The 20,084-nt window shown below is 71.1% G+C and carries 20 protein-coding genes; 8 read left to right on the plus strand and 12 right to left on the minus strand.

Annotated features, from left to right (window positions below):
* Positions 1-44 precede the first annotated feature (44 nt).
* Positions 45-857, plus strand: coding sequence for a ParA family protein (locus tag C6C15_RS10655; RefSeq protein ID WP_060921164.1), 813 nt, complete (start codon positions 45-47; stop codon positions 855-857).
* Between the two features lie 64 nt (positions 858-921).
* Here the strand turns inward: C6C15_RS10655 and C6C15_RS10660 are convergent, their stop codons facing one another.
* From C6C15_RS10660 to C6C15_RS10670, 3 genes are all read right to left on the minus strand, one after another.
* On the minus strand, positions 922-1,467 hold the full coding sequence (locus C6C15_RS10660; RefSeq protein WP_060921155.1) for a MerR family transcriptional regulator: 546 nt from the start codon (positions 1,465-1,467) through the stop codon (positions 922-924).
* 99 nt (positions 1,468-1,566) lie between these two features.
* Positions 1,567-2,253, minus strand: a complete 687-nt coding sequence (ftsR, locus tag C6C15_RS10665; RefSeq protein ID WP_060921154.1) for a transcriptional regulator FtsR — start codon at positions 2,251-2,253, stop codon at positions 1,567-1,569.
* Complete coding sequence (locus tag C6C15_RS10670; RefSeq protein ID WP_060921153.1) at positions 2,253-2,735, minus strand: FHA domain-containing protein; 483 nt, start codon at positions 2,733-2,735, stop codon at positions 2,253-2,255. Before C6C15_RS10670 ends, ftsR begins: the two co-directional genes overlap by 1 nt.
* A 100-nt stretch (positions 2,736-2,835) precedes the next feature.
* On the opposite strand from C6C15_RS10670, the gene C6C15_RS10675 reads away from it, so the two are divergent.
* Both C6C15_RS10675 and lpdA read left to right on the plus strand, forming a co-directional pair.
* Positions 2,836-3,489 carry a copper resistance CopC family protein gene (locus C6C15_RS10675; RefSeq protein ID WP_105950053.1) on the plus strand — a complete coding sequence of 218 codons (654 nt, stop codon included), beginning with the start codon at positions 2,836-2,838 and terminating at the stop codon, positions 3,487-3,489.
* Positions 3,490-3,498: 9 nt separating this feature from the next.
* The gene (gene lpdA, locus C6C15_RS10680; RefSeq protein ID WP_060921151.1) at positions 3,499-4,896 is read left to right on the plus strand and encodes a dihydrolipoyl dehydrogenase; all 1,398 of its coding nucleotides are present in this window, start codon (positions 3,499-3,501) and stop codon (positions 4,894-4,896) included.
* 54 nt (positions 4,897-4,950) lie between these two features.
* On the opposite strand, the gene C6C15_RS10685 is transcribed toward lpdA, so the two are convergent.
* The 6 genes from C6C15_RS10685 to C6C15_RS10710 form a co-directional block, all read right to left on the minus strand.
* A complete protein-coding gene (locus tag C6C15_RS10685; RefSeq protein WP_060921150.1) occupies positions 4,951-6,072 on the minus strand; it encodes an FAD-dependent oxidoreductase in 1,122 nt (373 codons plus the stop codon).
* Positions 6,059-6,784, minus strand: a complete 726-nt coding sequence (locus tag C6C15_RS10690) for a methyltransferase domain-containing protein (RefSeq protein ID WP_060921149.1) — start codon at positions 6,782-6,784, stop codon at positions 6,059-6,061. The genes C6C15_RS10685 and C6C15_RS10690 overlap by 14 nt, the downstream gene beginning before the upstream one ends.
* Complete coding sequence (locus C6C15_RS10695; protein ID WP_231919635.1) at positions 6,781-7,938, minus strand: type III polyketide synthase; 1,158 nt, start codon at positions 7,936-7,938, stop codon at positions 6,781-6,783. Before C6C15_RS10695 ends, C6C15_RS10690 begins: the two co-directional genes overlap by 4 nt.
* A 62-nt stretch (positions 7,939-8,000) precedes the next feature.
* A complete protein-coding gene (locus C6C15_RS10700; RefSeq protein WP_060921147.1) occupies positions 8,001-8,612 on the minus strand; it encodes a CYTH domain-containing protein in 612 nt (203 codons plus the stop codon).
* Entirely contained in the window at positions 8,605-8,820 is a 216-nt protein-coding gene (locus tag C6C15_RS10705) for a hypothetical protein (RefSeq protein WP_025105115.1), read from the minus strand. Before C6C15_RS10705 ends, C6C15_RS10700 begins: the two co-directional genes overlap by 8 nt.
* 47 nt (positions 8,821-8,867) lie before the next feature.
* On the minus strand, positions 8,868-9,338 hold the full coding sequence (locus tag C6C15_RS10710; protein WP_060921146.1) for a prepilin peptidase: 471 nt from the start codon (positions 9,336-9,338) through the stop codon (positions 8,868-8,870).
* A 130-nt stretch (positions 9,339-9,468) separates the two neighbouring features.
* On the opposite strand from C6C15_RS10710, the gene C6C15_RS10715 reads away from it, so the two are divergent.
* Genes C6C15_RS10715 through C6C15_RS10725 form a run of 3 tightly spaced genes read left to right on the plus strand, consistent with a single transcriptional unit; the run spans position 9,469 to position 15,241 of the window.
* On the plus strand, positions 9,469-10,254 hold the full coding sequence (locus C6C15_RS10715) for a hypothetical protein (RefSeq protein ID WP_060921145.1): 786 nt from the start codon (positions 9,469-9,471) through the stop codon (positions 10,252-10,254).
* Entirely contained in the window at positions 10,251-11,786 is a 1,536-nt protein-coding gene (locus C6C15_RS10720) for a DNA polymerase Y family protein (RefSeq protein WP_060921144.1), read from the plus strand. Before C6C15_RS10715 ends, C6C15_RS10720 begins: the two co-directional genes overlap by 4 nt.
* Positions 11,786-15,241, plus strand: a complete 3,456-nt coding sequence (locus tag C6C15_RS10725; protein WP_105950054.1) for an error-prone DNA polymerase — start codon at positions 11,786-11,788, stop codon at positions 15,239-15,241. Before C6C15_RS10720 ends, C6C15_RS10725 begins: the two co-directional genes overlap by 1 nt.
* A 47-nt stretch (positions 15,242-15,288) precedes the next feature.
* Here the strand turns inward: C6C15_RS10725 and C6C15_RS10730 are convergent, their stop codons facing one another.
* On the minus strand, positions 15,289-15,669 hold the full coding sequence (locus tag C6C15_RS10730; protein ID WP_105950055.1) for a hypothetical protein: 381 nt from the start codon (positions 15,667-15,669) through the stop codon (positions 15,289-15,291).
* A 389-nt stretch (positions 15,670-16,058) separates the two neighbouring features.
* Positions 16,059-16,274: a hypothetical protein gene (locus C6C15_RS10735; protein WP_060921141.1), complete on the minus strand. Its 216-nt coding sequence runs from the start codon at positions 16,272-16,274 to the stop codon at positions 16,059-16,061.
* A gap of 84 nt (positions 16,275-16,358) precedes the next feature.
* Here C6C15_RS10735 and C6C15_RS10740 point away from each other — a divergent pair, with 84 nt between their 5' ends.
* Positions 16,359-17,222, plus strand: coding sequence for a DUF72 domain-containing protein (locus C6C15_RS10740; protein ID WP_234024125.1), 864 nt, complete (start codon positions 16,359-16,361; stop codon positions 17,220-17,222).
* A 17-nt stretch (positions 17,223-17,239) separates the two neighbouring features.
* Here the strand turns inward: C6C15_RS10740 and C6C15_RS10745 are convergent, their stop codons facing one another.
* Complete coding sequence (locus C6C15_RS10745) at positions 17,240-17,821, minus strand: NADPH-dependent FMN reductase (protein WP_105950056.1); 582 nt, start codon at positions 17,819-17,821, stop codon at positions 17,240-17,242.
* Positions 17,822-17,949: 128 nt separating this feature from the next.
* On the opposite strand from C6C15_RS10745, the gene helR reads away from it, so the two are divergent.
* Positions 17,950-20,079: an RNA polymerase recycling motor ATPase HelR gene (helR, locus tag C6C15_RS10750; RefSeq protein ID WP_234024126.1), complete on the plus strand. Its 2,130-nt coding sequence runs from the start codon at positions 17,950-17,952 to the stop codon at positions 20,077-20,079.
* Positions 20,080-20,084 lie beyond the last annotated feature (5 nt).

The following is a 20,084-nucleotide window of genomic DNA, read 5'->3' on the forward strand; positions in this document are numbered from 1 at the left end:
GGGCTGAGTGTTCCCCCAGCCTAGGGGAAGGTAACGTGGTCTCCGTGCACGTACTCAGCGTCAGCTCTCTCAAGGGGGGCGTCGGCAAGACGACCGTGACACTCGGGCTGGCCTCCGCGGCTTTCGCCCGGGGTGTCCGGACGCTCGTCGTCGACCTCGACCCGCAGTCCGACGTCTCCACCGGGATGGACATCCAGGTCGCGGGACGACTCAACATCGCCGATGTGCTGGCGAACCCGAAGGAGAAGACCGTCCGTCAGGCGATCACCTCCAGCGGCTGGGCCAAGGTCCACCCCGGCACGATCGACGTGCTGATCGGCAGTCCGTCCGCCATCAACTTCGACGGCCCGCACCCGAGCGTCCGCGATGTATGGAAGCTCGAGGAGGCGCTCGCAGCGGTCGAGGCGGACTACGACCTCGTGCTCATCGACTGCGCGCCCTCGCTGAACGCCCTCACCCGTACCGCGTGGGCGGCGAGCGACCGCGTCATGGTCGTCACCGAGCCCGGCCTCTTCTCCGTAGCGGCAGCAGACCGTGCCCTCCGTGCGATCGAGGAGATCCGCCGCGGCCTCTCCCCGCGCCTCCAGCCGCTGGGCATCGTGGTCAACCGCGTGCGCCCGCAGTCGATCGAGCACCAGTTCCGTATCAAGGAGCTGCGGGACATGTTCGGCCCTCTCGTCCTCTCGCCGCAACTGCCGGAGCGCACCTCTCTCCAGCAGGCGCAGGGCGCCGCGAAGCCGCTGCACATCTGGCCCGGCGACTCGGCGCAGGAACTCGCCGCAGACTTCGACCAGCTCCTCGACCGCATCATCCGCACGGGTCGGATCCCCGTCCCGGAGACCGGACCGCAGAGCTGAGACCCCGGAACGACGAAACGGCCATCCTCTTCGAGGGTGGCCGTTCTTCGTGGAGCGGGGGCCGTCAGGCGGAGCGCTTGGCGCGACGGGCGGAGAGCTCGTCGACGGGGTCGGGAGCGGAGGCGTCGAAGGCGACGAGCGTCGACTCCACCTCGCGCAGGACCTTGCCGACCGCGATACCGAAGACACCCTGACCGCGGCTGACCAGGTCGATGACCTCGTCGTTCGACGTGCAGAGGTAGACCGAAGCCCCGTCGCTCATGAGGGTCGTCCCCGCGAGGTCGCGGATACCGGCGCGGCGGAGCTCGTCCACCGCGGTGCGGATCTGCTGCAGGGAGATCCCGGTGTCGAGCAGGCTCTTCACGAGCTTCAGGACGAGGATGTCGCGGAACCCGTAGAGGCGCTGCGAACCGGAGCCGTTCGCGCCGCGCACCGTGGGCTCGACGAGCTCGGTGCGTGCCCAGTAGTCGAGCTGACGGTACGTGATGCCGGCCGCACGTGCCGCCACGGCGCCGCGGTAGCCGACCTCGTCGTCCATCGCGGGCAGACCGTCGGTGAAGAGGAGTTCGGTCACGAACCGCGGGTCGCCTGCGAGCTCATCCGCATTCATCTGAAATCCTCCCTGGAACGGTTATCTCCACGGTAGAGCAGGGTCCCGGCACCGGCAACGACATCCGCGCGACGCCGAAGGTGTGTCGCAATCAGTTCGTTACGAAAGGATCCGCGTGAGTGCGTCCTTCACGAACAAGGTCCGGACGTCGTCGATCCGTGTGGCCAGTTCCGGCGCGAGCTCGTTGGCGCGCGCCCGCGAGGCGGCATCGGTTCGGCGCAGCAGCGTGGAGAGCGCCGACTCGATGAGCGAGACCTCACGCTCCGCACCCTGTCGCAGGGAGCGGAGATGACGCGGCTCGATGCCGTGCCGGTCGAGGGCGACGAGCCCACGGAGCAGCGCGACGGTGGAATCCGAGTAGGTCTCCTGCGCGGTGATGACCCCGGTGCTGATGGCGTCGTTGAGCAGCTGCGGGCCCGCGCCTGCTGCAGCCAGCAGCTCGTCACGGCGATAACGACGCGGCGCCGGGGCGATCGAGGGCGGCGGCGCGAGCGCCGCCGTCTCCCCCGAGGCCTCCGCCTCGTCGAGCTGCTCGCGGATGACGCTGAGCGGAAGGTAGTGATCCCGCTGCAGCGTCAGTCCCAGACGGAGCCGTTCGATATCGGCGGAGGAGAACTTCCGGTAGCCGGACTCGGTGCGGGAGGGCCGGACGATGCCCTGCACCTCGAGGAACCGCAGCTTGCTGGAGGTCAGGTCGGGGAACTCCGGAGTGAGGCGTGCGAGCACCTGACCGATACTCAGCAGGCCCGCGGACGCCGAGCGTTCACGGGCGGGAGTTGCCGCCATCAGGCGTTCGCCGCGCGGTCGAGCGGGGACGCGAAGAAGTTCAGACGGAACTTGCCGACGCGCAGCTCGGAGCCGTCCGCCAGGGGGCTGCGGTCCACGCGCTCCCCGTTCACATAGGTGCCGTTGAGGGAGCGCTGGTCGATGATCTCGAACGTCGTCCCGGTCCGGGTGATCTCCGCGTGACGACGGGACACCGTGACGTCATCGAAGAAGATGTCGGCCTCCGGGTGGCGGCCGACGGTGGTCACGTCGGTGTCGAGGAGATACCGCGCACCGGCGAGCGCTCCGGAACGGACGAGCAGCAGAGCCGAGCCCGAGGGCAGCGCCGCGATGGCCGACTGCTCGACATCGGTCAACTCCACGCCGAACGGGACGAACGACAGATCGGAATCGTGTCCGAACGTCTGCGTCACATCGTGTCTCGGCTCGCCGGAGCGATGGATGGCGGCTTCACCGGCCGGTCGGCTGTCGCTGTCTGTCACTGTGCCCTCCTGGCTGTCCAGACTATCCGATCCAGAGGGGTGCGCGGGAGGCCGCTTTCGCACTCAGCGGTCCCATACCGGGGATTCATAGGCTGGACTCGTGAAGACCACAGCTCTGCGCCGCCCGGCGGCCCCGATCGCCCTCGCGGCCACCCTCCTCGCCGCGTTCCTCGTCCTCCTCTCCCCGCTGTCGGCTTCGGCCCACGACGCCCTCGTGTCGTCGTCGCCCGCGGCGGACAGCAGCGTGGAGACGCTGCCCGCGGAGCTGACCCTCACCTTCAGCGCCAAGCTCATCGACGGCGAAGGAGCGACGGAGCTCACCGTCACCGATCCGGCCGGCGAATCCGTGATCGACGGCGCCCCGACGGTCGACGGGGCGATCGTGACCCAGCCCCTGACCGGCTCGGGGCCCGCCGGCGAGTATCGCGTCGTCTGGAAGGTCGTCTCGAGCGACGGCCACCCCACGTCCGGCGAGTTCTCCTTCACCGTCACCGTCGGTGACGAGGGTGCCGCGACGGGCGAGCCCACCACCGCTCCCCCGACCGCGGCGCCGACGACGGAGCAGACCACCACGCCCGAGGCGACCGCGACGACGGCACCGGACGCGGGAGACGACGCCGGAGCCGCTTCGACATGGATCTGGGTCCTGGTGATCCTCGGCGTGCTCGCCGCGCTGAGTGTGGTCGTCTGGCTCATCGTGCGCCGTCCTCGGGGACCGGCTCCCACCGATTCCGACGCCCCCTCGGAGCGATAGGCTTAAGGCATGCCACATTACGACGTCGTCATCCTTGGTGCAGGTCCTGGCGGATACGTCGCTGCGGTTCGCAGCGCACAGCTCGGCCTGTCCACCGCGATCATCGAGGAGAAGTACTGGGGTGGTGTCTGCCTCAACGTCGGCTGCATCCCTTCCAAGGCGCTCCTGAAGAACGCGGAGATCGCGCACACCCTGAACCACAAGGCCGACTTCTTCGGGATCTCCGGAGAGTTCACGATCGACTACGGCAAGGCGTTCGACCGCAGCCGCGTCGTCGCGGACGGCCGGGTCAAGGGCATCCACTTCCTCATGAAGAAGAACAAGGTGACCGAGTACGACGGCCGCGGCACCTTCACCGGCCCGAAGGCCATCTCGGTCGCGAAGGCGGACGGCTCCACCGAGGAGGTCACGTTCGACAACGCGATCATCGCGACGGGATCGAAGGTCCGCCTGCTCCCCGGTGTGCAGCTCAGCGACAACGTCGTGACCTATGAGGAGCAGATCCTCTCCCGTGAGCTGCCGAAGTCCATCGTGATCGTCGGCGCCGGCGCCATCGGCATGGAGTTCGCCTACGTGATGACGAACTACGGCGTGAAGGTCACGATCATCGAGTTCCTCGACCGGGCCCTTCCCAACGAGGACGCCGACGTGTCGAAGGAGATCACGAAGCAGTACAAGAACTACGGCGTCGACATCCTCACCTCCACCAAGGTCGAGTCGGTCGTCGACAACGGTTCCTCCGTCACCGTCTCGTACACGGGCAAGGACGGCCAGCAGGCGTCGATCGAGGCCGACAAGGTGCTCATGTCGGTCGGGTTCGCCCCGAACGTCGAGGGTTTCGGACTCGACAAGACGGGTGTGAAGCTGACGGAGCGCGGTGCGATCGACATCGACGACCACATGCGCACGAACGTCGAGGGCATCTACGCCATCGGCGACGTCACCGCCAAGCTGCAGCTCGCGCACGTCGCCGAGGCGCAGGGTGTCGTCGCGGCCGAGACCATCGGCGGCGCCGAGACCATGACGCTGGGCGACTACCGCATGATGCCGCGCGCGACGTTCTGCTCGCCGCAGGTCGCCTCGTTCGGGCTCACCGAGCAGCAGGCCAAGGACGAGGGGCGTGAGATCAAGGTCGCGACCTTCCCGTTCATGGCCAACGGCAAGGCGCACGGCCTCGGCGAGCCGGTCGGCTTCGTCAAGCTCATCGCCGACGCCGAGCACCTCGAGCTCATCGGCGCGCACATGATCGGCCCCGACGTGTCGGAGCTGCTGCCCGAGCTGACCCTCGCGCAGAAGTGGGACCTCACGGCTCTCGAGCTGGCCCGCAACGTGCACACGCACCCGACGCTGTCTGAGGCGCTGCAGGAGGGCTTCCATGGCCTGGCCGGCCACATGATCAACTTCTGATCCGACGCCTCGACGAAGGCCCGGTCCGCGCAACGCGGACCGGGCCTTCTCGCGTCACAGGCCGCGCATCGTGATGAGGCCGGTCGTCCACCCGCGCAGTGCTGAGGAGCCGAGCACGCCGACCAGCCCCTCCCGGACGACGACGACCGGCGCGATAGCCGGAGCCCCCATCGCCATGAAGAACGCGGAACGACGATGCGCCTTCCGCGTGGTCCGCCATACCTCCCGGGCGAAGCCGTCCAGGACGGGGACGGCGCCCCGGTCGGTCCGGCGCAACGCGTCCCGCAGCCGGAGCGCATCCGCCCAGCCCAGGTTCATGCCCTGACCGCCGATCGGGCTCACCTCGTGCGCGGCGTCCCCGAGCAGGACGATCCGTCCGCGATGCAGCCGCCGCGCGGCGTGCTGGGCCGCGCGGAACGACGACACGGGCGCGGCGGGGTCCACGTCGAGAGCGTGCCCCGTCCGCTGCTCGACGAGGCCTGCCAGCTCAGCAGCCGATGCCACCGTCCTGCCACGGTCTTCGCGCACCACCCAGCGGTGCCGCCCGCCCGGCAAGGGGAAGGACTCGACGAGGCCGTCCGGCTCGAAGTACAGCACGGCGCGATCGTCGGCCTGCGGGGCATCGACGTCGAGCATCGCGTAGTCCGCGCTCCCCGACCGCGGGTCCCAGCCGGCACCGAACGCCGTCCGGAAAGGACTCCGCACGCCGTCGGCGACGATCACGATCGACGCCGTCTCTTGGCGGCACCCGTGCTCGTCGTCGATCCCGGCCCGCACGAAAGGCCCCTCGTCACGGAGAGACCTGACGGTGCGACCGGACTGCAGCGCATCCGGTTGCAGCGCCCGGAGGCGGCCTCGCAGCAGTTCCTCGGTGCGCGGCTGCGCGAGCGTGAGGATCGGACGTTCGGACGGGAAGGTCAGGGCGGCGAGCCGCCGCCCGCGACTGCGGACCTCACCGCCGAACAGCCGGAGCGCCTCGGAGCGCACCTCGGTGCCCACCCCGGCGGCATCGAGGGCATCGAGCCCCGGACGGTGGATCCCGATCGCGCGCGTCTGCGTACCCTGGTCCGTGCGACGCTCGTACACCCGCACCCGGCGGCCGTCCTGCGCCACGAGGCAGGCGAGGAGCAGCCCGACCGGACCGCCCCCGACCACGAGGACGTCATGGTCGACCATCTGCGCCCTCCCAGCGCAGCTCGAGTCGTGCGGGCAGGTGCGACCGCACCTCCCAGTCCGACGGGGCGACGGCCGCGAGTTCCTGGGGAGTGTACGAGCGGCGGATGCTCAGGAGACCGTCGACCCGGATGAAGGACCCGGCGAGGAGGTTCCGCGCGAACGGCCAGGTCCCGGCCGCGAACGCCCCATACGCCAGACGGCTGCGGGCGATGTCGTGGTGGGAGACGAGTCCGCGGTCGCCCACCAGCGCACGCGAGTCGGCGAGCACCGCGTGCAACGCTGCGGCGTCGAGGTGATGGAGGACGTGGTTGGAGAGGACGATGTCATAGGTCTCGCCCGCCGCCACGAGGTCGCTGGAGAATGCGTGACGATAGCGGATCCCCGCACCGTCGTCGTGTGCCGAGGCCCAGCGGATCGCGCGCTCGTCGGCGTCCAGAGCAGTGATGTCGGCCCGGAGGCCATCGCGTCGCAGTCTCCGGACGAGGTCGCGACACAGGTCTCCCCCGCCGGCGCCGATGTCGAGGATGCGCAGCGGACGCCCTGCCGCCGCCCGGGGGCGGATGTCGCGTCGATACAGCCGCCCGGGGCGTGAGACGACCGCGTTGACGGCGCTGAAGCGCCGGTACGTGCGGCCGAGCGCCTCCTCGTCCGCGTCGGGGTCGTCCATGAGCTCGACGAGGTCGGCGGCGCGCGCCGACAGATCCACGCTCACGGTGCGGGAGCGACGACTGTCAGCAGCGCGCTCTCGGCGGTGAGGCCAGGTCCGAAGGCCATCGCCGCCACGCGGTCGCCGGCCTCCGCGCCCTCCTGTTCGAGGATGCGCTTCAGCACGAACAGCACGGTCGCGCTCGACATGTTCCCGAACTCGCGGAGCGTCTCGCGCGCGGGTCGCAGCTGCCCGTCGCTCAGGGCCATCCGCTCCTGCACGCGGTCGAGGATGCTCCGCCCTCCCGGGTGGATCGCCCAGTGGCGCACCCGGTCGCCCACCCGCCCGGCGGCGAAGGCCTCCGCCAGCCCCTCCTCCCGCCCGTAGAGCGGCGCCAGTGCCCCGATGATCGACTCGCCGATGATCTGCGGGACGGCGGTCGACAGGATCATCTCGAAACCGGAGTCGCCGATCGTCCAGGCCATGTCGTCGACACCCTCCGGCACGATCGCGGTGTGGAAGCCGTCGAGCCGGAGCGCGGGGACGGCCGTGGGCAGGTCCCGTGCCGTCACGATCCCTGCGGCAGCCCCGTCGGCGAACAGGGAGGAGGCCACGATGGTGTCCGGATCCTCGGAGGAGCGCAGGTGCAGCGTGCACAGTTCGACACTGACGACGAGGACGACCGCGTTCTCATCGGCCGCGCAGAACTGTGCGGCCGCGCGGAGAGCCGGCATCGAGGCGTAGCAGCCCATGAAGCCCAGGTGGTACCGCTGGACGGCGTCGGACAGGCCGAGCCCGCGCACGATCTCGTATTCGGGTCCCGGGGCGTGGAAGCCCGTACAGGAGACCGTGATGACGTGCGTCACGTCCGCCGGGTCCAGGTCGGGGTCCGCCTCGAGGGCGCGGCGCGCTGCCTCGACGAAGAGACGGGACGCCTCGCGCGTGTAGACGTCATTGCGCGCCTTCGTGCCCGGCGCCAACAGCCGTCCCGAGCCGCGGTCATAGAACAGCGGCTCGTCCGGGGCGGCGTCTTCGGCCAGCTCCGCGATCACGGTGTGCCGTGTGTCGATGCCGGAGACGTTGAACGACGTCGCCACGATGCGCTGCGCCAGCCGTCCCAGCCCGGGCTGCGCGGCGAAGACGTCGCGCACCTGCTCCTGCACGAGGACGGTCTCGGGGACGATCGTCTGCAGCGATCGGAGCACGGGCGGTCGACTCATGTGGTCACTCAACCACCCCGCGACCGCACGCGGAAAGGGGTTGCATCCGAGGAGTCGGCGGCCTAGAAGCCGAGAGCCCGGGCGAGCTTCGAATCGGAGCCGGCCTCGCGACCGCCCGCCGCCCGCACGGCGCGCTCGATCGCCGCGAAGAACGCCGCGCGACCGGCGTCGTCGGACGGAGCCGCCGGTCCGAGTTCGACCTCCCATTCCCGCCACGCCCGACGTGTTCCGCCGCGCAGATCGGTCGCGCGCACACGGTCGTCGACGAACTCCGCCACGACGCCGTCCGGTCCGGTGAGGAGGTAGGCCGTCCGGTCGTTCTCGATGCGTGCGAGCGGCTCCAGCGGCGCGGTCGTCCAGGCGGCGATCGCTGCGCGCACCGCCGTCGGCACCTCCTCGCCACCGAGGGGCCAGCCCTGTTCGACCCGGCCGTCGCCCTGCCGCGGGCCCTTGATGTGCCAGCCCTCGTCCGGTCCGCCGGAGCGACGGCGCACCGCGACGCCGGCACGGGCCAGCGTTCCATCCGCGGTGTCCAGATAGCGGGCGTCGAGAGCGCGGTGCTCACCGGGCGAGACCGCATCGACTCCGGGGATCGCCGTCCAGTCGGGCAGGGGCGTCCCCTCGTCGACGTCGTACTTGCGCTCGACCTCGACGGTGCGAGAGGGCTCAGTCATCCTCGAGCGTGAGGTCCTCGAGGGCTTCCTCGAACCAGTAGTCGATCTCGGTGGGGCCGTCGCCCTCGCCCGTGTTCTGCGGCTCGCCGCGGCGGTTGTAGACCACCTGCGTCTCGCTGTAGGGGACGATCAGCTTGTCGTCCGCGTCGTCGTCGAGGGGGATGATCTGCCCGTCCAGCGGGCCGCCGTGAAGTCGTGCGAGTGCCATGTGCCCAGGGTAGCGCCGCCCTCCCTCATTCGGGGCGACCCGCCCGGTCAGCCGCCGAGGACGCCGAGGACCGCCCCCGCGATCATCCACGGGCCGAAGGCGATGCGGGTCCTCCGATCGGCCCGTCCCGCGGCGAGGAGCACGAGCGCGTAGACGGCTCCGAGCGCGAAGGCGGACGAGGCGCCGAGGAGGAACGCGCCCCAGCCGTGCCAGGCGAGGACGAGTCCGATCACGAGGGCGAGCTTCACATCGCCTCCGCCCATGCCCGCCCGGCTGAGCAGCCTCAGGGCCGCATAGAAGCCGCCGAGCACGAGGGCCCCGAGCAGGCCCCGCCCCAGCGCGGCCGTGTCGGCGGTGGCGACGGCGTCGGCGGCCGCCGCCAGGAGCAGCAGGAACAGGGTCGGCAGCACGATGCGGTTCGGGAGCCGGTGCGTGCGCGCATCGATCACAGCCAGCAGGATGCCGACCGCGAGGAGGCCGCCGTGCACGAGACCGACGAGGGCGAGACGGATGTCCATCCCGGCAGGTTAGGGAGATCCGGGAGGGCGCGGAGAGCCTTGTGGACAACCCGCCAGGCGATGTCGGATGTACGAACTAGCGTCAGTCGTGTCACTTGCTTTATTCGTACATATCTTCGAGGATGGACATATGGGGATCGGGCTCGATGCGATGACCGCGCTCTCTCCGACCAGCGACACCCGCGCCGGAGAGGTCCTGCGGCTGCGCCGCGAGATCAGCCGGATGCAGCGACGGCGCAGCGAGCACACGCTCCTCCCCCTCGATCCCGCCTTCGCCGCACTGCTGCCGGAGGAGGGGCTGCAGACGGGCACCTCGTACACCGTCTCCCCCTCGCCCGCCCTCGTGCTCGCGCTGCTCAGCGCCTCCTCCGACCGCGGGCACTGGTGCGCGGTGATCGGCATGCCCACCCTGGGGGTCGAAGCCGCTGCCGCCTACGGCATCGACCTGAGCCGACTGATCCTCGTCCCCGACCCGGGGGACCGCTGGCTCGCCGTCGCATCCGCGCTGGCCGAGGTGGTGCCCCTGATCGTCGTGCAGCCCACGACGAGGGCACGGGACGCCGATGTGTCCCGACTCAGCGCCCGTCTGCGCGACCGCGGGTCCACGCTGCTCGTGGCGGAGGAACCGGGCGCGGGGCGCTGGGCGCAGAGCGAGGGGACCATCCGGCTGCACGACCCGGACTGGCATGGGCTCGGCGAGGGGTGGGGGCTGCTCTCGGACTGCACGGTGACGGTCACGGCGCGGACCAGGCACAGCCCTCGCGCCTCGAGCGTGCGTGTCCGACTGCCCGGCGGGCACGGAGCCGTGGAGACCGTGGTCGCAGAGCTGACCGCCCTGCCGCCGCTCGCTCCCTCTGCGACGGACGGCGCTGAGGCCGGGTCATCCGACCTCCTCTTCTGGGCGGAGGCGGGATGAACGCCCCTCTCCGTGTCCTCGTCCTCTGGTTCCCCGACTGGCCGCTGCGAGCGGTGCTGGGCGGAGGGCCGCATCCGCCCACGGCCCTGGTGCAGGCCAACACGGTCGTCGCCTGCACCGCATCCGCTCGCGCGCACGGCGTCCGCATCGGGCAGCGTCGCCGCGTCGCCCAGGGACTCCTCTCCTCGCTGCAGGTCCTCCCCCACGACGCCGAGAAGGACGAGCGTGCCTTCGTCCCGGTGCTGCAGCTCATCGAGAAGCACGCCCCTGGCGTGACGCTGCTGCGCCCCGGCCTCGCGATCCTGCGCGCTCGCGGGATCGCCCGCTATCACGGCGGAGAGGCCGAGGCGGCGACAGCCCTGTCCGCGATCCTCGCCGCTGCCGGCTTCCCCGAAGTGCGTGTCGGCGTCGCCGACGGACCCTTCACCGCCGAGATCGCGGCCCGAGGAACGGCGTCCTGCACGGTCGTGCCCCCGGGCGGCTCCCGCGAGTTCCTGGCCCCCTACCCCGTGCAGGTGCTCCGCGACGAGCAGATCAGCGATCTCCTCCTCCGCCTCGGCGTGCGCACTCTCGGCGAGTTCACCGCGCTCGCCCCTCTCGACGTCCGCGACCGCTTCGGCGAGCACGGTGCCCGCCTGCAGGCCCTCGCCGCCGGCGCCGACTCCCGGCCACTGGCTCCCCGACCGCCCGACCCCGAACTGGCCAGGACCATCGAGTTCGAGTCCCCTCTCGGAGGCACCGACCAGGTGGCCTTCGCCGTGCGGCAGACCGCCGATGCCGTGATGCTCGCTCTGGCGGACGCGTCGCTCGTGTGCACCGAGGTGCGGATCGACCTGACCGACGACGACGGCGCCGTCCACTCCCGCACCTGGCTGCACCCGACGAGCTTCGACGCCGCCGACCTCGTGGACCGTGTGCGCTGGCAGCTGGAGGCGGTCGCCGCCCTGACCGCGAGCGCGCCCGTCGACGAGGCGAGGGCATTCGGGGGCATCGTGGCCGCCCGCCTCCTCCCCGTCGCAGTGGATGATGCGGCCCACCATCAACCTGGACTCTTCGGCTCGGGCACCGATGAGCGACTGCATCACGCGGTCTCACGGGTGCAGACCATGCTGGGGCATCAGGGCGTGGTCACCGCCGCCCTCTCCGGAGGGCGCTGGCTCGCCGATCGTCAGGTGCTCACGCCGTGGGGCGAGCGCCCGGTCCCGCCTCGTGATCCGCGGTCCCCCTGGCCGGGGAGCCTTCCCGACCCTCTCCCCTCCGAGGTGTTCCGCCCACCGCGCCCCATCGGCGTCGTCGCCGCGGACGGGAGCACGATCGACGTCGACGATCGTGGCGCCCTCACGCACGACCCCGCCCGCATCGACGGGGCGGCCGTGCAGGCCTGGGCCGGCCCGTGGCCCGTGCATGAACGGCGGTGGAGCACGGGCGGCGGCAAACGAGGACACCGGCTCCAGATCATCGACGACCGCGATCGCGCCTGGCTGGTCTTCCTGGCCGGCGAGCGCTGGTGGGCTGAGGGGAGGTACCGCTGATGGGCTGGCACAATCCGCCGTTGACCTGGGATCAGCTCGAACGCACCCTCAGCGGAGAGCCCACTCCCGAAGCGACCTCCGCACCGCGGGGGCTCCGCCCGGATCCCGGACCGGTGAGTCGTCCGCGGAAGCGCGTCCCCCCGGCCCTCCCGGAGCGTCCGGAGGAGGCGGTGCCCTATGCCGAGCTGCACGCGCACTCGTCCTACTCCTTCCTCGACGGGGCGTCCTCCCCCGAAGACCTGCTCGCGGAGGCCGAGCGTCTCGGCCTGAGCGCGCTCGCGCTCACCGACCACGACGGGTTCTACGGCGCCGCGCGCTTCGCCGAGCTGGCGGAGCTCATGGAGCTGCGGCTGCAGACCGTCTACGGCGCCGAGCTCTCCCTCGATCTGCCCTCCGCTCCGCAGGGGGCCGCCGACCCGCAGGGCACGCATCTGCTCGTGCTCGCCCGGGGCCTCGAGGGGTACCACCGCCTGTCGGGGGCGATCACCGCGGCCCAGCTCCGCGGCGGGGAGAAGGGACGCCCGGTCTACGATCTCGACGAGCTCGCGGCGACCGCCGACGGGCACTGGACGATCCTCACCGGCTGCCGCAAGGGGGCGGTACGGCAGGGGCTGGAGGCCGGGGACGCCGCCGCGCCGCTGCGCCACCTCGTCGACCTCTTCGGACGCGACAACATCGCCGTCGAGCTCTTCGACCACGGCGATCCGCTGGACACCCGGCGCAACGACGCCCTGGCCGACCTCGCCCGCCGGATGCGGCTGCCCGTCGTGGCGACCAACAACGTGCACTACGCCCGCCCGGATCAGGCCCCTCTCGCCGAGGCGGTGGCCGCGGTCCGCGCGGTCCGGAGCATGGACGAGCTCGACGGCTGGCTCCCGGCCCATGGCGGCGCGCACCTGCGCAGCGGCGCGGAGATGACGGCGCGCTTCCGGCGGTACCCCGGTGCGATCTCGCACGGCCTGGAGCTGGCCGCGGCCTCGGCCTTCCCACTCCGGATGGCGCGCCCGGCCCTCCCCCGCCAGGACGTGCCGACGCGACACACCCCGATGAGCTGGCTGCGGCACCTGGTCTGGGAGGCGGTCCCGTCGAAGTATCCGCGGCTGGACGAGGACGGCCGTCGGCGCATCGCCCGCGAGCTCGACGTGATCGAGGAGAAGGACTTCCCCGGATACTTCCTCATCGTGCACGGCATCGTGGCGGAAGCCCGGCGACGCGGCATCCTCTGCCAGGGCCGGGGTTCCGCGGCGGCGAGCGCGGTCTGCTACCTGCTGGGCATCACCGCGGTCGATCCGATCCTCTACCGTCTCCCCTTCGAGCGCTTCCTCGCCACCACCCGCACGGAGGAGCCGGACATCGACGTGGACTTCGACTCACGGCGCCGGGAGGAGATCATCCAGTGGGTCTATCGGGAGTACGGCAGGGAGCGGGCGGCCCAGGTGGCGAACGTCATCCAGTACCGTCCGAAGAACGCGGTCCGCGACATGGCCAGAGCCCTGGGGCACTCCCCGGGGCAGCAGGACTCCTGGTCGCGGCAGGTGGACGGCTGGGGATCGGGACTCGAACCCGTCGAGGGCCACGACATCCCCGAGACCGTGCTCGACTACGCAGCCGAGCTGCTGAAGGCTCCGCGGCACCTGGGGATCCACTCGGGCGGCATGGTCCTCACGGCCCGGCCGGTCGGCGAGGTGGTGCCGGTCGAGCACGCCCGCATGGAGGACCGCACCGTCATCCAGTGGGACAAGGACGACGCCGCCTTCATGGGGCTGGTGAAGTTCGACCTCCTCGGCCTGGGCATGCTCGCGGCGCTGCAGCACTGCTTCGACCTGGTCCGGGAGGCGACGGGCGAGGAGTGGACGCTGGAGACCCTGCCGAAGGAGGAGGCCGGCGTCTACGACATGCTCTGCCGGGCCGACTCGATCGGCGTCTTCCAGGTGGAGTCCCGCGCGCAGATCGGGCTGCTCCCCCGGCTGCAGCCGCGACGCTTCTACGACCTCGCCATCCAGATCGCCCTCATCCGCCCCGGCCCCATCCAGGGCGGCGCCGTGCACCCGTTCGTCCGTCGGAAGATGGCGAAGGACAAGGTGGACGAGGCGAACCGGGAACGGGAGGCCAGGGGCGAGCCCTCGGAGGAGTTCCCCATCCCCTACCCGCACAGCGACCTCGAGGACATCCTCGCGCGGACACTCGGCATCCCCATCTTCCAGGAGCAGCTCATCCAGATGGCCACGGCCGTCGGCGACTGCACGGCCGACGAGGCCGATCTGCTGCGCCGGGCGATGGGATCGAAGCGGGGTCTGGAGAAGATCGAGAAGGTCAGGGACAAGCTGTACGCCGGGATGGCCCGCCGCGGGCTCGTCGACGAGGCCGCCGACCGGATCTACGCGCAGATCCAGGCGTTCTCGAACTTCGGCTTCGCCGAGTCCCATTCCCTGTCCTTCGCCCTGCTCGTCTACGCGAGCTCGTGGTTGAAGCTGCACTATCCGGCCGCCTTCCTCGCGGGCCTGCTGCGGTCGCAGCCGATGGGCTTCTACTCCCCTGCGACCCTCACGGCGGATGCCCGTCGGCACGGCGTGGAGGTCCGTCGCCCGGATCTCCATCTCTCCTCCGCCACCGAGACCCTCGAACCCCTCACGCCGGACGCCGCAGGGACGACCGGGAGAGACGACTGCCTGGCCGACCCGCAGCCGCCCGTGCACCGCTTCGACCGGAGCGCACCGGACGAGTCCGCGGCGCACCGGCGGGACGGACGGTTCGCGGTGCGCCTGGGACTCAGCGGCATCCGCGGGATCGGCGTGCCGATGGCGGAGCGCATCGTCGCCGAGCGGGAGGCACACGGTCCCTACCGCGATCTGCACGACCTCGTGCGCCGGACCGACGCGACGGCCGCTCAGTTGGAGGCCCTCGCCACCGCCGGAGCCTTCGCGTGCCTCGGGTTGGAGCGTCGGGAGGCCATCTGGCTCGCCGGGGCCGCCGCGGAAGACCGCGCCCGTTTCCTCCCGGGGACCACGGTGGCGGTGCAGCCGCCGCTGTTCGCCGACCAGACCAGCTACGAGCGCCTCTCGGCCGACCTCTGGGCGACCGGCATCTCGACCGACGACCACCCGATGACGCACTTCCGCGACGACCTCCGGGCTCGCGGCGTCCTGACGGCCGCGGACCTGCAGCGGCATGAGACCGGACGACGCGTCGAGGTGGCCGGTCTCGTCACCCATCGACAACGACCCGCCACGGCCGCCGGCGTCACCTTCGTCAACCTCGAGGATGAGAGCGGGTTGGTGAACGTGATCTGCTCGACGGGGGTCTGGGGTCGGTTCGGTCGTATCGCCCGAGAGTCCCCCGCGCTCATCATCCGCGGCATCCTCGAGCGCTCACCGGAGGGGGTCGTCAATGTGCTCGCCGACGCCTTCGAAGACCTCCGCACGGGGGTCATGCACCGCTCGCGGGACTTCCGATGAGTCCGGTGCCCGAGGGGCCCGGTGCGCGAGGGCCCGGCTTCCGGCGGTCACCAGAAGCGTTCGGGCTCTTCCGGCGGGGGCCGGTCCGATCCACCCCAGCGATCCGCCTCCGCCTTGGCCGCGTTGACCGCCGCATCCGCGCCGCGCAGAGCGATGCCCGCGCCGCTGGCCGACGGCCCGATGGGGTCGATGAGCAGCGACGTCCGCGGAGCGACGCCCACGGCCACCGTGCAGTCGAGGACACGACCGATCCAGTGCGTCACCTCGGCTCGCGGCTCCTCGGCGCGGCGGTAGCGGATGCCGGTGTCCAGATCGAGCAGCGAGAGGACGACGGGTCCATCCGTCTGCGGGTCGACGAGTTCGGAGACCTCGACCCGGTGCCCGACCGGGAGGGCCACCTGACCGGCGAAGACGAGCATCCTGTCCATGTCCCCACCCTACGGAACGGCCCGTATCGGCGACAGAGCCGAGAGCCGCGCAGAATTTTTCGAAGAAACTTTTGTCCCCCAAATGGCGGACAAGAGGATTAAGGGATATTCTGCTCTTCGTAGCGGGGGCTACCGGCTGAATCTCTGGGGGATCGGCCGTAGAGACAGCGAGACTTCGCCGCCTCCCCAACCGTCCGGGTAGGACGGTGAGCCCTCTCGGCAGCACCGGGTTGGGGCGGTCCCGTCGAGAGGGCATACCCCGCGGCTAGCCATCGTCCTACTGGGCGTCAACCCCGGCGAGGGCACGCACCGCTCGGACTACGGTCGTTCGTCATGACGTCTCTCCCCTGTCTCGAACGCCGCGCCGGCTCACCTGCCGCCGAAGGACGTCAGTCGTCGGCGGGTTCGTCGACGCCGTCCTCATCCAGCGGCACTTCGATGCGCTGCTCCGCAGCGTCCGCCGGGTCCGCCTCGATGGGGTGCGGCTCCGGTGCCGAGGGGGTCGGCGCTTCCGGATCCTCGGGAACCTCCTCCGCAAGGCGCTCCTGCTCCTGCAGGTCGGCCTCGGGCTTCACATCGTCGATCGGATGGTCATTGAGAGACATGGCTTCTCCTCCTTCGGTGTGGGTATCTACAGCCTGCCGAGGCCGCACGACAGCGGCAAGGGGCTTGACCCGACGGAGCCGGCCGTGACGAGGAAGAGCGGGCAGGGCCGGGTACGCATCGGCGTCTCCGGGTGGCGGTACGCCCGGTGGCGCGGCGACTTCTACCCGCGCGGCCTGCCGCAGCGTCGAGAACTCGAGCACATCGGATCGCACTTCCCCACCGTCGAGCTCAACGGCTCGTTCTACTCGCTGCAGCGGCCCGAGAGCTACCGCCGGTGGGCGGCGAGCGTTCCCGACGACTTCGTGTTCGCGGTCAAGGGCTCCCGCTACGTCAGCCACATGCTGCGGCTGCGCAACGTCGAACAGGCGCTGGCCAACTTCTTCGCCTCGGGCGTCCTCGCCCTCGGTCCCCGGCTCGGCCCGATCCTCTGGCAGCTCCCCGCGCGGCAGCATTTCGACGCCGAGATCGTGGAGGCGTTCCTCGACACCCTCCCGCAGACGGCGGCGGAGGCTCTCTCCCTCGCCCGGCGGCATGACGAGCGGCTGCAGGACCGGACGTGGCTGGAGATCGATGCCGACCGCCCGCTCCGCTACGCCCTCGAACCGCGTTCCGATTCCTTCGCCGACCCGTCGAGCCTTGGCCTCCTGCAGGAGCACGGAACCTCCCTCGTCATCGCCGACACCGCCGGGAAGTGGCCGCGGTTCGACGCCCTCACCGCGGACTTCGTCTACATCCGTCTCCACGGCGCGCAGATGCTCTACCACAGCGCCTACACCGAGGAGGAGCTGCAGGAGTGGGCGAGGCTCATCCGCGGGTGGGCCGACGGGACCGGGGCCGACGACGGGAAGCCGCGCGACGTCTTCGTGTACTTCGACAACGACGCCCGCGGGCACGCACCCCACGACGCCCTGGCGTTGAGCGCGCTCGTGGCGGACGCGCCTTCCTGACGCGGCGAGCGCGGCGGCTACCGGTCGCCGACGTGACCCGGAGCGGTGAGCGACAGCACCCGCTCGACGAACGCTGCGTACTCCTCCATGTAGTGCGCGAGGAACTTCTCGGTGTCGGCGTCGTGCACCTGACCGTTGGCGCCGAAGACCTCGGGCCGGAACGTGATGTACGCCTCCGGGGCGTTCAGCTGCGGCGCGTTGAGGAAGCTCAGCACGCTCCGCATCGACGACTGCATGACCGCGGTGCCGATGGCTCCCGTCGAGGCGCCGATGATGCCGGTGGGCTTGCGTGCGAACGAGTTGTGACCCCAGGGTCGCGAGCCCCAGTCGATGGCGTTCTTCAGCGCCCCGGGGATCGAGCGGTTGTACTCCGGCGAGACGAGCAGCAGACCATCCGCCCCCTCGATCGCGCTTTTGAACGCGGTGACCGCAGCGACGGGTTCGAGCTCGTCGTCGCGGTTGTAGAGGGGGAGGTCGCGGATCGGGATCTCCACGAGTTCGAGGTCCGGCGGGGCGAGCCGTACGAGCGCCGTGGCCAGGACGCGATTGATCGAGTCCGATGCGAGGCTGCCGATGAGGTAGCCGATCCGATGGGTCATGGTGAGGTCCCCTCGTCTCCGTGCATCTCCAGGATATCGCCGGGGTGGGGGCTTGCCACAAGGTCCCCCTCGGGAGGCAGAATCGACGGCTCGCGTGCCCCCGCATGCCCTCGCGAAGGAGATGTCCCGTGCTCGACCCCTTTGATCTGTCCGACGACCACGCGGCGAAATCCGCAGACGACCTCATCGCCGCCGACCGCGCCCACCTCCGGCGCCTCGGCGCCGCTCTGTCCCGGGAACAGGACGCCCTGACCGCTCGTCTCGCCCTCGTGCGCCGGCAGGCCGCCGACGCGGGCGTCACGGCGGTCGATCGCGACCTGGAGATCCGCCGCCTCAGCGCGACGCTGCGCCTGCGGGAGCGGTACGGCATCGACATGTGCCTGGGCCGGATGACCCCGGCGGCCGGACCGCCGGTGTACATCGGTCGCGCCGGGGTGTCCGATGCGGACGGCACCCGCCTGCTGGTCGACTGGCGGGCTCCGGCAGCGGAACCGTATTTCGCCGCGACCTGGGAAGACCCCCGGGGCCTCCTCTCCCGGCGACGGTACCGGTGGAACCGAGGCAGGATCACGGACTACTGGGACGAGGCGCTATCCCCCGAGGGCCTCGACGGCGCCGCCTCCCTCGACGACCAGTCCGCTTTTCTCGCGAGCCTCGACGCACACCGGACCGGGCGCATGCGGGACGTGCTGGCGACGATCCAGGCGGATCAGGACGCCATCGTGCGCGCCCCTTCGCCCGGCGCTCTGGTCGTGGACGGCGGCCCCGGCACCGGGAAGACCGTCGTCGCGCTGCACCGGGCGGCGCACCTCCTGTACGCCGAGCCGCGGCTGACCACCGGCGCCGGGGGCATGCTGCTCGTGGGACCGAACCCGCAGTACCTCGGCTATGTGGAGGACGTGCTGCCGAGTCTCGGCGAGGACACGGTGAGGTTGTGCACCCTGCGCGACCTCGCTCCCGAGGGCGCGGGCGCGGTCGCGGAACCGGACCCCCGCGTGGCCGAGTTGAAGCAGAGTCTCGACCCGGACCAGGTGATCGGGGCGGCCGTCGCCGTCCTGACCCGGCCACCGCGGCATGCGCTCCGCATCGAGACGCCGTGGGCCGATCTCTGGATCAGCCGAGAGGACTGGGTCGAGCTGTTCGCCTCGGCGGATCCGGCTTCCCCGCACAACGAGGCCCGCGACGAGGTCTGGGAGGAGCTGCTGGAACTGCTCGTCAACCAGGTGCGCGACGAGGATGTCCCGGAGTCCTCGATCCGCCGGTGGCTGCGGCAGGACGACGAACTCACCGGGACCTTCGTACGGGCGTGGCCGCTGCTGACGCCGGACGCCGTGGTCGCCGCGCTCTGGGCGTCCCCGACGCTGCTCGCGCGGTGCGCCCCCGACCTCGCGCCCGAGGAGCTCGCCCTGCTGCACCGTGCCGAGGGGGCGCCCTGGACGGACCCGGACCTTCCCCTCCTCGATGCCGCGCACCGCCGGATCGGCGACCCCGAGGCCGTCCGCGAGCAGCACCGCCGGCAGGGCGCGGCGGCCGCGGCGCAGGAGCAGATGTCGGCGGTGGTCGACCACCTCGTCGCGAGCGACGACAGCGAGATGAAAGTGATGTCGATCCTGCGAGGTCAGGATGCGCAGAACGTTCTCGCCGGAGCGGACGTGCCTCCCCCGCTTCCGCCCGACGAGCTCGCCGGCCCCTTCGGTCACATCGTCGTCGACGAGGCGCAGGAGCTCACCGATGCGCAGTGGCGCATGCTGATCGCGCGGTGCCCCTCCCGCAGCTTCACGGTCGTGGGCGACAGGGCCCAAGCGCGGCGGGAGTTCACGGAGTCGTGGCCCGCCCGCCTCGAACGCCTCGGCCTGCGGAACGTGCGCGTCTCCTCGCTCCGGGTGAACTACCGCACTCCGGCCGAGGTCATGGCATTGGCCGCACCGACGATCCGCGAGGCATTCCCCGACGCCAACGTCCCGACGTCCGTGCGGGAGAGCGGCATCCCGATCCGGCACGGCGCGGTGCCCGAGCGAGACGCGGTGCTGGAGGCGTGGCTCGCGACGAACCCGGAGGGAGTCGCCGCCGTCATCGGCGACCCCACCTTCGTGCCGCGGCCCCGGGTCCGGGCACTGACGCCGGAGGAGGCCAAAGGACTGGAGTTCGACCTCGTGGTCCTCGTGCGCCCGGAGGCATTCGGCTCCGGGCGCACGGGGGCGGTCGACCGCTATGTGGCGATGACCCGCACGACGCGCGAACTCGTCATCTTGCGCTGAGCAGC

The sequence above is a fragment of the Microbacterium sp. str. 'China' genome, assembly GCF_002993305.1.
GTDB classification, from domain to species: domain Bacteria; phylum Actinomycetota; class Actinomycetes; order Actinomycetales; family Microbacteriaceae; genus Microbacterium; species Microbacterium paraoxydans.